The 14,398-nt window shown below is 46.2% G+C and carries 10 protein-coding genes; 9 read left to right on the forward strand and 1 reads right to left on the reverse strand.

Annotated elements, in window-relative coordinates:
- Positions 1-56: 56 nt before the first annotated feature.
- On the reverse strand, positions 57-1,475 hold the full coding sequence (locus ACXHJ2_RS00580) for a VanW family protein (protein WP_165079720.1): 1,419 nt from the start codon (positions 1,473-1,475) through the stop codon (positions 57-59).
- A 223-nt stretch (positions 1,476-1,698) separates the two neighbouring features.
- Between ACXHJ2_RS00580 and ftsE the strand changes: the two genes are divergently transcribed.
- The 9 genes from ftsE to ACXHJ2_RS00625 all read left to right on the forward strand — a co-directional run bounded on the left by ftsE (position 1,699) and on the right by ACXHJ2_RS00625 (position 14,349).
- Positions 1,699-2,385, forward strand: coding sequence for a cell division ATP-binding protein FtsE (gene ftsE / locus ACXHJ2_RS00585; protein ID WP_007432660.1), 687 nt, complete (start codon positions 1,699-1,701; stop codon positions 2,383-2,385).
- On the forward strand, positions 2,375-3,292 hold the full coding sequence (gene ftsX / locus ACXHJ2_RS00590) for a permease-like cell division protein FtsX (RefSeq protein ID WP_016822951.1): 918 nt from the start codon (positions 2,375-2,377) through the stop codon (positions 3,290-3,292). Before ftsE ends, ftsX begins: the two co-directional genes overlap by 11 nt.
- A gap of 84 nt (positions 3,293-3,376) precedes the next feature.
- Positions 3,377-4,660, forward strand: coding sequence for a murein hydrolase activator EnvC family protein (locus tag ACXHJ2_RS00595; RefSeq protein WP_165079719.1), 1,284 nt, complete (start codon positions 3,377-3,379; stop codon positions 4,658-4,660).
- Between the two features lie 204 nt (positions 4,661-4,864).
- Positions 4,865-6,331: a S41 family peptidase gene (locus ACXHJ2_RS00600; protein ID WP_165079718.1), complete on the forward strand. Its 1,467-nt coding sequence runs from the start codon at positions 4,865-4,867 to the stop codon at positions 6,329-6,331.
- A 164-nt stretch (positions 6,332-6,495) separates the two neighbouring features.
- Positions 6,496-7,812, forward strand: coding sequence for a PDZ domain-containing protein (locus ACXHJ2_RS00605; RefSeq protein WP_165079717.1), 1,317 nt, complete (start codon positions 6,496-6,498; stop codon positions 7,810-7,812).
- Positions 7,813-7,989: 177 nt separating this feature from the next.
- On the forward strand, positions 7,990-8,547 hold the full coding sequence (locus ACXHJ2_RS00610; protein WP_165079716.1) for a class I SAM-dependent methyltransferase: 558 nt from the start codon (positions 7,990-7,992) through the stop codon (positions 8,545-8,547).
- 273 nt (positions 8,548-8,820) lie between these two features.
- On the forward strand, positions 8,821-9,204 hold the full coding sequence (locus ACXHJ2_RS00615; RefSeq protein WP_165079715.1) for a hypothetical protein: 384 nt from the start codon (positions 8,821-8,823) through the stop codon (positions 9,202-9,204).
- Between the two features lie 373 nt (positions 9,205-9,577).
- A complete protein-coding gene (locus ACXHJ2_RS00620) occupies positions 9,578-13,636 on the forward strand; it encodes a glycosyl hydrolase (protein ID WP_165079714.1) in 4,059 nt (1,352 codons plus the stop codon).
- A 353-nt stretch (positions 13,637-13,989) separates the two neighbouring features.
- Complete coding sequence (locus tag ACXHJ2_RS00625; RefSeq protein WP_064797862.1) at positions 13,990-14,349, forward strand: hypothetical protein; 360 nt, start codon at positions 13,990-13,992, stop codon at positions 14,347-14,349.
- Positions 14,350-14,398: the final 49 nt, after the last annotated feature.

The raw sequence follows: 14,398 nt of genomic DNA on the forward strand, positions 1-14,398 counted from the left end.
CCCCTTTCACTCTGTCTGGAACCAATCCAGCCAGTAGTGAAGGGGGATTTTTTCGTTTATTCGCTTATGCCATCTTCCACAATAGGTTTCTCCAGTTCGCGTGTTTGTGGCTCAGACGATGTGCTACCGCCATAACTAGCTATAATGCGCTGCTGGGCTCGGTACGTATCGCGGCTGATTCGGGTGCGCTCGACGGGTTTTCCATCTACCTTTTTTATTCGAAATGTTTCTACCACATACCCTTCTTTGCCCTGTCGAATGACTTGATAGAAGCCGGGAGATAGGGAGTCATTACGTATTCTTTTTACCGGTATAGGCAGTACGCGAACGGTGTGAGATTCAAGTTCATACGAAATATTGGATGGGAATGTACCAAAAATTTTAACAGTAAGCGTTCGATTTTGGACCACAGCGCGAAGGAGTAAATGTTTGCCGGTATTATTTCTAAAACGAAAATTAATGGACCCTGTAGCAAAAGTCGCATCCTGACCTTTGGGTAAGTAGCTGACTGGCAAGGAATGGTTACGGCGTTCGACAATGTCCAAGCCGACTCGCAGCGCTGCATTATACACCGTGCTGGATACCTGACAAATCCCACCGCCAATACCGGACTCCAGCCGTCCGTTCACGATCACTGGAGCCTCACGAAAGCCATGGGTGCGCTCAGCCTTGGCAATCACCTGGCCGTAGTCGAATATGTCACCCGGTTTGAGAATTAAACCATCGACGGTGCTTGCCGCTGAATTAACGTTATACACACGTCCTTCCGAACTGCTGCCGAGACTGGTGGAAAACTGGGTGATTTTTCGCTCTATACCTTCGCTGCGCAGACTGTCGACTGTAATTTTCGGCTCCAGTTGGTAGAACGGTAATTCCACCCGGATCGGCTCCTCAGAAGCCGTAAAATCCTTGGGGAGTGCCTGGTTCATTACGACGTCCAGTTTGGGCCAATCTAGGCGCCGGGCAGAGCGTCCCGGAATATAACGAACCTGATCGTTTGCATCAATCTGACGCACCGCATTGATAGGCATGCCGTATCGTTGCTCCTCCCAATCAGCTCCAAATTGGGATTTTAAGATCTTCTCTTGCTGGAAAGGTGTGATAGACCATTCCTTCTCGAAGCTAAAACGTGTCTGTACGCGAGTCCATAGATGCTTCGCGCTGAGTGCCTTTACCGCATTTCGGAATGCCTCCGCTTTATAACTGAACCCTGCTTCTCCGAGTGTTAGCTTTATATCCTGTGCACTGCTGTCACTGTCCGTGAAGAGCAGAGGGCGCTGCTTCAATGCATCCAGTTTTTTCTCCACCAGTCGAAGAGCGTCCGTTTTATCCATGCCGCCTACGTTGACTCCTCCGATCCGCACTCCCTCCGGTAGTGTTTGTCTATCGGCGTACAGATGAAGTCCTCCCCACAACATAGCCAGCGCCAGAACACCAGACCATATCCAAATGACAGATAAATGAATTTTTTTCATAATGCAGATGTCTCCTGTCTGATAAGCTTGATAGCATTTCGTGTGCCATAATATTCATATATATGTGCCAAAAGCAGAAAACTTTCGGTACTATTTAGGTAACAAATTTGTTACAATGATAAACGGTATGATGAAATACAGAAGTTTTTAAAGGAAATGCATGGAATATGTCGAATGGATAATAGGTTATACGTAACATGATTAAGCAGCGGGAAGTGATCGAGTGATTGAAATGCAGGATGTGTGGAAGACCTATACGAACGGGACCCACGCACTTCAAGGAGTATCGGTCAGAATTGACCGTAATGAATTCGTATACGTAGTCGGCCCGTCTGGAGCGGGGAAATCGACTTTTATGAAGCTTATTTATAGAGAAGAAGTACCGACCAAGGGACAAATTTCAGTCAATGGTTTTAATATTGGGAAGCTCAAGCAGCGCAAAATTCCCTACGTTCGTCGTAACATCGGAGTCATTTTTCAGGATTTCCGGCTTTTGCCGCGTTTGACAGCCTATGAAAATGTGGCTTTTGCTATGGAAGTTATAGAGGCTCCCAAGAAGCTGATCCGCAAGCGGGTTCCAGAAGTGCTCGAATTGGTTGGCTTGAAAGAAAAAATGAATCGTGAGCCTGCCCAGCTTTCTGGTGGGGAGCAACAGCGGGTAGCGATTGCACGGGCCATCGTGAACAATCCCTCGGTCATCATTGCTGATGAACCGACGGGGAATCTGGACCCCGAAACATCGTGGGAGATCATGCAGTTGCTGGATGAAATTAATTTTCGGGGTACGACCATTGTGATGGCGACACACAATAAGGACATCGTGAACTCCATGCGTAAACGCGTCATTGCCATCGAAAATGGCAATATCGTAAGAGACCAGGTAAGAGGGGAGTACGGATATGACTTTTAATACCTTCTTGCGTCATATGCGGGAAGGTTTCAAAAACATATTCCGCAATGGCTGGATGTCCGTAGCATCCGTCACCTCAATTATTGTGTCACTGCTCATACTGGGCGTGTTTATTATGCTGGTGCTTAACGTCAACTCCTTGGCTGATCAAGCAGATAGTCAGGTGGAAGTTAACGTATTTCTGGAGCTCAATGTCGATCAGAGCATGCGTGAAACACTGCAAAAGGAAATCGCGGCAATGCCGGAGATCAGCAAAACGACCTTTGTGACGAAAGCTCAAGGTTTGGAGGAGCTTCGCAAAGATTTGGGAGACAGTGGTAAGGATCTGCTAGAGGGCTTTGACAAAGACAGCAATCCACTGCCGGACAAAATCGTGGTAGAGGTTATTGAACCAACGACGGTTCCATTTGTGGCTGAGAAAATTGAGAAACTGAATACATTGCATCCCGAAAAACCGATCTTAAAGGTTCGTTACGGAAAAGGCACTGTAGAGACACTCTTTACCATTACCAAGCTGATCCGCAATGTTGGTTTTATATTTGTCGCCGGACTGGCGATCATGTCTATGTTCTTAATCTCGAATACCATTCGAGTAACGATATTGGCACGACGCAGAGAAATCAGCATTATGAAGCTGGTCGGTGCGACCAACTTTTTCATACGATGGCCGTTTTTTATCGAAGGCGCCCTTATTGGTCTTATTGGTTCTCTTATTACTGTAGGAATTTTATTTACAGGCTATCAGCGTTTGCTGACAGCCGTTCAAGGAGATATCGCTCTCAATATGTTGAAGCTTATGCCGCTTGAAGGCATTTGGATTCAGCTGAGTGCACTGCTGGTTATTTTGGGGATGCTGGTCGGAATTATTGGCAGTACCCTGTCCATGCGCAAGTTCTTGAAAGTCTAAGAAGCATTTGGTGGAACGTCGTGGTCGATTTAATAGAACGGGGAAGCCCGGTGTTATTTTGCGATAAAGGATGGGGAGTGCAAGTTGAAAAAAATAGGATCTGTGTTGGCTGCTACGTTGGTAGCTGCATTGCTAATCCAGCCTTCTGACGGATATGCCAAAAGCGTAAGTGAAATCAATTCGCAACTGAACCAATTAGAAAAGCAAGCCAAATCTGCAAAGCAACAGCAGCAAAAGGCTGCTCAAGATAAACAGTATGCTCAGCATTATAAAAATAAAACCGTGCAAAACCTGAAAACGGTACTTGCTCAAATTAACAGCGTCAGTGATCAGCTGACTCGTGTAGCGGTTCAGATCGATCAAACGGAAGATAATCTGCGTGCAACTAAAAAAGATTTAGCCGAAGCGATTGATCGCATCAATTCGCGGGAAAAAATGCTGGAAACTCGAGTGCGTCTCATGTATACGGATGGAACGGTATCCTATATGGACGTGCTTATGTCCTCAACCAGCTTTAGTGATTTTCTCAGCCGGGTGGATTCTCTGAAAACGATCGTGGAGCAGGACCAAATTCTGTTGGACGAGCATAAAAAGGACAAGGCTCTGGTCGTTAGCAAGAAGAAGCAGCTCGACACGGAATATAAAAATGCCAAGAAGTTGTATGCACTCAAGCAGGACGCCAAAGCTCAATTGAATTCGAAGGAAAAAGAGAAGCAAAGACTGATTGCCAACTACGATCATGATATTGCTGAATCCGATGAAATCAGTGAAGAGCAAAACGATATGCTGGTAGCCCTCGCGAACAAACGTGTGGCTCTTGTGCAGGAGAAGAACAAGCTCAGAGCGGAGCAGGCTGCCAAAGCAGCACGCGCTAGAGCGGCTGCACGTGCAGCTGCAGCTAAGCGATATGCATCTTCATCCTCAGGCGCCGCCTCGAATCCCAGTCATACGGCAGCCAGTACGTATACAGGCGGATCAGGTACTTTGGCTACGCCTGTAGCCCATTACCGACTCTCATCTACTTTTGGCATGCGGGTACATCCGATAACAGGCAAGCTTAAAGGCCATACAGGTATTGATCTGGCGGCTCCGCAGGGAACCGATATTCATGCAGCTGAAGATGGTGTTGTTATTGTTGCTGAATGGTGGAGCGGGTATGGGAACACGGTTGTCATTGATCACGGAGACGGACTATGGACTTTATACGGACATATTCGCAACGGTGGTACGGTAGTTCATACGGGGCAAACGGTGAAACGTGGTCAAAAAATTGCGGAAGTGGGTTCGACGGGGAATTCCACAGGACCTCACTGTCATTTTGAAGTGCGCGAGAATAACAAACCTGTAAATCCGATGAACTATTTATAATAGATAAGGTAAGCCCTATTTGTAACCAATCCGGTTGTAGATAGGGTTTTGCTTTAATGGTTCATATCCAATGAAGAACATGTGCATTGAAACACGGAGTAGGATACAATTAACATATTCCGTACAAGCTAGACGTATACTTCGTGAATGGATGCGTTGTGAGGAAATAGGATACAAGATAAAGAGAAGGCGGTGGACGATTAGATGTTGAAAAAAAGTACAGCGGTACTCTTGATGGTGATCGGGCTGCTTGGCGGCAGTCTGCTCACTTTTGCTTATACTGGAACAACCACAGTTGGGAACAGCGCTCTGGGCGAAGGACTGCTGGCGAGTGTGACAGGAAGTAGTTCCTCTTCCAGAAGTGATATCCGCAAAATTGAGACAGCGATGGACTTAATTCAGGGACAGTATTATCAGGATGTGGACCGCACCAAGCTGGTGGATGGCGCCATCAATGGGATGATGGAGTCGCTTGGCGACCCATATTCCTCTTATATGGGTAAAGAAACTGCACAGCAGTTCGAGCAATCCATAGAAGGTTCTTTTACTGGGATTGGAGCCGAAGTAGCGGCTGAAAACGGGAAAGTAGTCGTAGTCACACCAATTAAAGGCTCTCCGGCTGAGAAGGCGGGTCTACGCGCTAAGGATATTATATTGTCTGTTAACGGTGAAACACTGGACGGATTGGATCTGAACAAGGCCGTTTCCAAAATTCGTGGACCAAAGGGCAGTCAGGCAAAAGTCAAAATTCAGCGTAACGGTTCTCCGGATCCACTTGAATACACGATTACCCGTGACAACATTGATATGGAAACTGTAACGGCTCATATGGAAGGCGACGGTGTAGGTGTCATTACGATCACCCAGTTCTCCTTAAATACGGCAGAACGCTTCAAGGAAGAGTTAGCCAAGCTGGAAAAACAAGGGCTTAAAGGACTCGTCATTGACGTGCGTAATAACCCGGGTGGAGTGCTTTCTGTCGTTATTAATATTGCAGAGCAATTTGTACCTTCCGGCAAAACGATTGTACAAGTTGAAGATAAAAATCAGAAACGTGAGGAAGAAAAATCCAAAGGTTCGCGCAAAAATTATCCGGTGACTTTGCTCATGAACAAAGGTAGCGCAAGTGCGTCCGAAATTCTGGCAGGTGCTCTCCAGCAATCCGCTGGCGCAGTGTTGATCGGGGAAAACTCCTTTGGTAAAGGTACTGTACAAACCAGCTATGACAAGCAAATGGGTGACGGTAGCCTGCTCAAAATCACGATTGCCAAGTGGCTAACGCCAAACGGAACATGGATTCATAAAAAAGGGATTAAGCCGGATATCGCGGTGGATCAGCCTGAATACTTCACGGCCGCACCGCTGAACAAGGAAAAATCCTTGAAATACAATATGAATAGCAGTGATGTAAAAAATGCACAAATCATTCTGCAAGGCTTGGGCTACAGACCAGGTCGCGAGGACGGCTATTTTGACAAAGTGACTGAAAGTTCTGTTATGGCTTTCCAAAAAGAGGCGAAGCTGACGGCTAACGGCATCATTGATGCCAAGACAGCAGCAGCAATGGAAGCCAAGCTGATTGAAAAAATTCGCGATCCGAAAAATGATAATCAACTCAAGCAGGGGATTGAAGAGATTCGGAAGGAAATGAAGACAAGCGCAGCGAAATAATAGTGAGGCTACAACAAGGGGGCTGGAAACAGCCTCCTTTGTTATTGGGATTTATTTGCAGTCTGTCGGTTTGTCTTCCCTACGTTGGCAATTTCATATAGAATAAATGGATATGAAATGTACGTGATCCGCTATATAGCGGGCCAGGGGCATAAGGAGTGTGAATGGACTTGGAATGGGCATTACAATGGGGATGGAGCGTCTTGAATGCTTGCTTGTATCTGCTTTTGCAGCCGTTTTATTATATCTCGATACTCATTGTCGCGCTTGGCTATCGTCGGCAAATGCTACTAGAGCGCAAGCTATTTCATACTAGAATTCATAGCTGGGCTACAGAGACCGGGCGTGTCGTATGGAGCGGCTTGCTTGCCGGGATGGCACTATCCGCTCTAGGAATGTTCGTCAGCGTGCATCTAAACCCGACTTCCATCGTGTGCCTGTGGATAGCCACATTATTGCTCATGTTGGTACGCGTCCGCTACCTGTGTCTTGCTTATTCGGTAGGTCTGCTAGGTGTAGTTCAATTTTTTCTAAACGTAGCCAGTGGCTGGCAGCCTGGGGGAGCGCTCGGGACATCGGTAGCGGCTATCCGCGGATTGGATATTCCAGCACTCTTAGTGCTCGTTGCTGTGCTGCATGTGGCTGAAGCGCTGTTGGTTCGCTGGCAAGGAGGAAAGGCAGCTACGCCACTGTTTGTTGAGGGCAAACGGGGGAGGTTGGTCGGTGGCTATCGTATGGAAGATCTCTGGCCCATTCCGTTGCTGTTGCTGGTACCCGCTCAGGGAGGATTCATGCTTCCCTGGACACCTTTGTTCGGCGGCGATGCCGGAATGGGGTATATGCTAGCAGCTCTGCCAGTCCTGATGGGCTTTAGCAGTGTGACGCTCGGCCAGCTACCACGACAGAAGGCAGTACTCACTTCGAACCGATTGTTCCTGTACAGTGTGGCTTTGCTTCTGCTAAGCCTGTTAGCGGCCTGGTGGAGTCCGCTAATCTTGCTGGCAGCGTTATTTTCCTTCCTGGCCCATGAGGCGCTGATTTGGTACGGAAATATAGAGGAAAGCCGTCTTAGCCCGATGTTTGTACATCCAGAGCAAGGGATGCGTGTTCTCGCTGTGCTGCCAGATAGCCCGGCGACAGCCATGGGCATACTACCAGGCGAGGCCATTTATCGTGTGAATGGCATGGTTGTGAACAGCCGTGCCGAGCTGCACCAGGCCTTGCGGATCAACTCTGCTTTTTGTAAGCTGGAGGTACGCAATCTGCAAGGTGAGAGCAAGTTTGTACAGCGAGGCATGTACGATGGCGATCATCACCAGCTAGGGGTCGTGCTTGCACCGGATGAACACGCAGGCTGGGCCGTATCCATACAACCGGCCTCCATCTACCGAATTGTGGCCATGCACATAGGCGCACGACGACGTAAAGCGGGACAAGCATCCAAGGCAGAGAGTACGCATTTGGACACCATGGATCAATAGATATTACAACAAGAGGGTAGTCATTATTTGATTAGAATCGAATAAGGCTACCTCTTTTGTATATGGCGACAGCAGCCTGCTTGAAATCAATATTCTCATCGGTATACAATGAATATGTAATGGAAACCTTTGATGAACCGAATGCCTATCATGTGTGTCAAGCAGGGAGAGGAAAAGATGAACGCGATTCACTTTATTCGAGAGTACATCAGGCACCCACGCAGCGTAGGCGCTGTTATACCCAGTTCAAGACAGCTGGCCAAGCAAATTGCCACACCGATTTACTTTGACAAAGCCTCATGCATTATTGAATATGGGGCAGGGACCGGTGTGTTTACGCAGGAGTTGATTTTGAACAAGCGTCCAGAAACGTTACTGTTAGTGATTGAAGCTAATGAATCGTTTTATAAAACATTACAAAGCAAATACGGACACTTGGAGAGGGTACACATTATTCATGGATCGGCCGAGCATGTAGCGCGGTATATGAAACAGTATCATGTCTCGAAAGTGGATTATGTTGTATCGGGGCTCCCTTTTACCAGCTTACCCGCTGCGTTATCAAGCCTTATTTTGGGACAAACGGCCGAGGTACTAGGCCAGGAGGGCAAGTTTATTACGTTCCAGTACAGCAAGGTTAAGCACAATTTCTTCCGTACTTTTTTTGCAGATATCCAGATTAAAAAGGTGAACTATAATGTTCCGCCAGCCTATGTGTTCACTTGCAGCCTGTGACCCTTCAGCTATGTAGGAGATTAGAATAAATACGAATATCCATATGCGGATGATTATGAGAAGACTAGGTCAGCATCATTAAGATGTTGAAACGGTCTTTTTTGTTGCCTACTTTTATGGAAATATAAGAGAATGGATATGTTAAATAGCAAAATTGTTTTAAGGAATCATATTTTAAAATGGGGCTTAACCTATATATTACATAAGTTGGAACCTGTTAGATTTTTGTAGGATTCATAATAAATCTGAACTTTTGTTAAAGGAGATTTATATATGGTAAAACCGCTGATGTTCATGCGCTGGTGTGAGTATTATGGGTTAAGCGACCGTGAGACAGATTTTGTATCTTTTTTTATGATGAATTTTTCAGCTGCACGATCAGGCAATCAACCGAAACTTAAAGAACAATTTGTTGAAATTCAGAAAAAAGCTTTTCCAGAATACCCGTTTGATATTAGCCCGGAAGAACTGGATTATAACAAATTTGAAGAACTGATGAAACGAGTGTTGAACATTCATTTTGACACGGCTGAACTGCTGTACTCCTTCTATCTCCAAAAGCTGTGTGCACCTTTAGCAGAATACATTTTATCTACTGGAGATGCCGAGCCTGCACGAATTTACTATGAGCTTATTCAAAAGGATAAAGTACGGTAGAGATAAAAAAGCCCCTTGGCTAAGGGGCTTTTTTCTATACTCAGGCTATAAAGTTATTTAATAAGTTAACTCTAGTCAATGTTCTGCTATATGGATATATGGAATAATCTATGTATATGGACATTACGTCCCATAAATGGTTCGATATGAAGATTTGGTCGGTAGAACGTATAGCAAAGCTGTATTACAACATTTGAAGATCCGAGCAATTCTGAATTTCGGACGGAGAGGAGAGTGTAATCAACTGAATACCTGGAGCTTCGAGACGCTGTACCGGAACGATTAACTCGTTAGGAATCAGGAGCCTTAAAGCCTGATGGAGCGGCACTCGTATGGGGTGCTGCTCTTTTCAAATGTAAAGGAGGAAAGCGGTATGAGGGCGAAAAATAGTAGTAATCTTTTGTTCAAACGTTCCAAATGGCTGCCTGTCGTCATGGCATGCACAATGCTAGTAGGAGGGGCTCTACCAGCTCCAACTGTAGTTCACGGTCAAACGGCAAAAACTATTACCATTAAAGTAGATACATCCAAGGATCGTAAGCCTATTAGTCCTTATATATACGGTACGAATCAGGATTTGGCAGGCGATGAAAATATGGCCGCCAGACGACTTGGTGGCAATCGAATGACCGGATACAACTGGGAAAACAATATGTCCAATGCAGGAAGTGACTGGCAGCAATCCAGCGATAACTTTTTATGTAATAACGGTGGCCTGACAGGAGCAGAATGCGAAAAACCGGGAGCGGTGACGACTTCGTTTCAAGATCAATCGCTGAAGCTAGGCGCTTATTCTTTAGTTACGTTACCGATGGCCGGCTACGTGGCCAAGGATGGAAACGGCAGTGTGCAGGAAAGCGAAAAAGCCCCTTCCGCTCGCTGGAATCAGGTTGTAAACGCCAAAAATGCGCCGTTTCAACTACAGCCTGATCTGAATGACAATCGGGTCTATGTGGATGAGTTCGTCCATTTTTTAGTGAACAAGTACGGTGCTGCCTCAACGAAGGCGGGTGTGAAAGGATATGCGCTCGACAATGAACCCGCTCTCTGGTCGCATACGCACCCACGCATTCATGGTGAAAAAGTCGGAGCGAAAGAGTTGGTAGACCGGTCAGTCAGTTTATCCAAAGCTGTGAAAGCGATTGACGCAGGTGCAGAAATTTTTGGGCCGGTTCTTTACGGATTTGGCGCCTATAAAGATCTTCAAACTGCACCTGATTGGGACTCTGTAAAAGGCAATTATAGCTGGTTCGTAGACTATTACCTGGATCAAATGCGCCTTAGCTCGCAAGCCGAAGGCAAGAGATTGCTGGATGTATTCGACGTACACTGGTATCCCGAAGCGATGGGCGGAGGCATACGAATTACGAATGAGGTAGGCAATGACGAAACGAAGAAAGCCAGAATGCAGGCACCTCGCACCTTGTGGGACCCGACCTATAAGGAAGATAGTTGGATCGCTCAATGGAACAGCGAGTTTTTGCCCATACTACCTCGATTGAAGCAGTCGGTGGATAAATATTATCCGGGAACCAAGCTGGCAATGACCGAGTATAGCTATGGCGGCGAAAATGATATTTCCGGCGGGATTGCGATGACCGATGTGCTGGGTATCTTGGGCAAAAATGATGTTTATATGGCAAACTACTGGAAGCTAAAGGATGGTGTCAACAACTACGTTAGTGCCGCTTACAAGCTTTATCGCAATTATGACGGAAAAAACTCTACTTTCGGTGATACCAGTGTTAGTGCGCAAACATCGGATATTGTCAATAGCTCGGTCCACGCTTCCGTAACGAATGCATCCGACAAAGAACTGCACCTCGTTGTCATGAATAAAAGCATGGACAGCGCATTCGACGCCCAATTTGATCTTTCCGGCGCGAAGACTTACAGTTCCGGTAAAGTATGGGGGTTCGATAAAAACAGCTCGCAAATTAAAGAAGCAGCGCCAATTACGCAAATTTCAGGCAACCGTTTTACTTATACCGTACCGCCTTTGACGGCATATCACATTGTGCTGACTACTGGCAATGACACGTCTCCAGTGGAAGGTCCTGAAAGCTTTAAGCTGAAAGCTGAGGCTGGTGATGGGAAAGTCCATTTGTCCTGGGACGCTTCCGGCGGAATTGTAGGTTACAGCGTACAGCGGGCAACAGATGAAAACGGCCCTTTCGCTGCTGTAGCATCCAACTTGGTCGAAACGTCTTATACGGATACTAACGTAACAAACGGTACTTCATACTATTACAAAGTAACCGCCAAAACCAATAAGGGATCGAGCGAATCTAATATTTTGAAAGCGGTTCCGAAGACGCCTGTAAACGGTCCCGCTCGCTATGAAGCCGAAGAAGGCGCGCTGAAGGGAACCATTGTGGAATCCAGCGGGACCGGCTACTCCGGTACTGGTTATGTAACGAATTTCCACAATCCAGGGGATTCTCTGACGATGACGATTCAGGCTCCCACGGCAGGCTTGTACAATCTTACAATCGGCTACCGTTCTCCTCATGATGACAAACGCACCAATTTCTCATTAAACGGCAAAGCGTTTGGCGAACTGTTGCTTAAGAAAACGACTGATTTTAAAGAAACTTCCGGAGGCAAGGTGCTGTTGAATGCAGGCGCGAATACGATCGGTTTTGAAACAGGCTGGGGCTGGTACGATATCGACTACGTCAGGCTGGAGCCTGCTGCTGATCGCCCACCCCATGCGGTAACCAAAACGCTCACTAATCCGAATGCGACGGTAGAAGCAAAAGCATTGATGAACTACCTGGTTGATCAATACGGGAAGAATATGCTCTCTGGTCAAGAGGAAATAAATGAAATTGATTGGCTTCAAGCTAATGTAGGTAAAAAGCCGGCGATTGCAGCGCTTGACCTGATCGACTATTCGCCAAGCAGAGCGGAACACGGTCTTAGTTCCACAGAGGCAGAAAAGGCGATTGCATGGGATAAGCAAGGGGGGATCGTTACCTTTGCATGGCACTGGAACGCACCGAAAGGTCTGATCGATACGCAGGGAAAAGAATGGTGGAGAGGCTTCTATGCCGATTCGACCACATTCGATATAGAATATGCGATGAATCATCCAGAGTCTGAGGATTATAAATTACTTATTCGCGACATCGATGTGATTGCAGGGCAATTGAAGAAGTTGCAGGATGCGAAGGTTCCTGTCCTGTTCCGTCCTTTGCACGAAGCGGAAGGCAAATGGTTCTGGTGGGGCGCCAAAGGTCCTGAGCCTGTTAAAAAACTGTATATTTTAATGCACGACCGTTTGACGAATGTGCACAAATTGAACAATCTGATCTGGGTATGGAATTCTGTTGCTCCAGATTGGTATCCGGGAGACGAGTATGTGGATATTTTGAGCTTTGACTCTTATCCGCAAGCCGGTGATTACAGCCCGCAAATTGCAAAATACGAAGACCTTGTTGCATTGGGCAAGGACAAAAAGCTAGTTGCCATGAGCGAAAATGGACCGATCCCGGACCCTGATTTGATGAAGGCGTATCAAGCTCATTGGAGCTGGTTCGCTACATGGTATGGAGATTTTGTGAGAGACGGCAAACAAAACAGCCTTGAGCATCTGAAAAAAGTGTATAATCATCCGAACGTCATTACGCTGGATGAGCTCCCAACGAACTTAAAAACGTATGGCATTACTGAGCAGCCGTCCGTACCGGGCAGCTTCACGCTGAACGCTGCGGGTGAAACGGCGAAAGTATCGCTAAGCTGGACAGCATCGGCGAATGCGAAAAGCTATGAAGTGAAGCGTTCGACGACTGAAAACGGCGCGTTCGCCACCGTAGCGAGCGATGTGTACGGAAGCAGCTACGCCGACACAGCCGTAACAGCAGACACGACGTATTACTACCAGGTCGTAGCGAAGAACGATACAGGACAGACGCTGTCGAACACGGCTAGCGCAATGCCGAAAGCGGATACTCAGCAGCCGACGACGGGACTGCTGCTCCAATATCGCACAGCAGATACTAAGGTGAACGATAATCACCTCAATCCGCAATTCCAAATTGTAAACAAAGGCACAACCTCCATACCGATCAACGAGTTGAAAATTCGCTACTACTACACAATCGACGGTGACCGTGAGCAGACTTTCAACTGCGACTATGCGACGCTGAGCTGCTCAAAGCTGAACGGTAAACTGGTTAAAATGGAGAAGGCTGCAACCGGTGCCGATTATTATTTGGAAGTCAGTTTCAATTCGGATGCAGGCGTGTTAGCACCTGGAGGAAGCACGGGCGAAATCCAAACCCGTATTCACAAAACAGACTGGTCAAACTATAACGAAAGTGACGATTATTCGTATAAAGGCACGCAAACCTCATATGCCGATCATATGAAAGCTACCTTGTACCATAATGGCGTACTTGTTTGGGGAACTGAACCGACAGCCAACTAAGATAAACGTTCGATGTACGGCACATGTGCAGTCAACTGTTTTATTTTGCGCTGATGGGGAGCTGCCGCCAGTTTAAACTTATTTAAATAACATTGCTGATAAGAGCAGGGGATTTATATCCCATCTGCTCTTTTTTTATACGAGAAAACTCATATATGATTATTTTGTAAAAAATGAAATGATATGTTTATTTCTATTCTTTTTGTAACACATCAAGAATTAGACTGGAATTAATTAGAAGGAAGGAGATGAAAAAAATGAAATAACTCGTATTTTGATAATGTCTACTGTCTACAATTGCTTGGAAGTCTAATGTTTAATCAGTACAAATACTTAAAGAGGAGAAATGACAAATGAAAAGAGCGATCTTAGCACTATCAATTTCCGCGTTAGCTTTATCTTTAGGGGGAGTAGCTTCGGCTTCACCAGTAAGTTCAACAATATCTGTTGGAGCTCCAGCCACAGTGAAAGTAACATTTGTGCCTGCTAACGGAGAAAAGGCACCTATTAAACTACAAGACACAGAAGTACCTCTTAGTATGGGAAGTGACTACTACATGGAAGGTTCAAACTGGATGCTTTTGTATGGAAGTAACGTTATTAAGCTCACTGGTAATAAAGCTACAGTTATTGGTTATGGTACAGCCCAAGTGGCGGCATATAAATCTAATGGTGACAAGTTAGGCGTTTATACATTTATAGTTAAAAGATAAGCTAGTGAAGAAAGAGAAATATATTTTCACTTTCTTCACTGAGGCTGTC

This window comes from Paenibacillus sp. ALE3 (genome assembly GCF_054113405.1).